This is a genomic window from Cupriavidus sp. SIMBA_020 (assembly GCF_046535395.1).
GTDB classification, from domain to species: Bacteria; Pseudomonadota; Gammaproteobacteria; order Burkholderiales; family Burkholderiaceae; genus Cupriavidus; species Cupriavidus campinensis.
On sequence record NZ_JAWRWU010001576.1, the window covers coordinates 1 to 239 of the forward strand.

A 239-nucleotide genomic window follows, 5' to 3' on the forward strand; every position below is an offset into this window, starting at 1 on the left:
CCTCGTACGCTATTACGCGCGCGTCGCGCCCTTGTTGCTGCCGCATCTGCGCGACCGTCCCGTTTCGCTCGTGCGCGCGCCGCAAGACCTCGCCGGCGAGACGTTTTTCCAGCGCCGCAGCGCACGCGCGCCGATCGACGGCGTTACCCAGCACGACGGTCTCGATCCCGGTCAGCCGGCGATTCTCAGTATCGATACGCTCGAGGCGCTCGTGCAGGTTGCGCAGATGGACACGATCG

The 239-nt window shown here is 67.4% G+C and carries 1 protein-coding gene; it reads left to right on the forward strand.

Annotated elements, in window-relative coordinates:
• The coding region (locus SB751_RS34910; protein WP_410749601.1) for a hypothetical protein at window positions 1–239 on the forward strand (239 nt) is incomplete at both ends.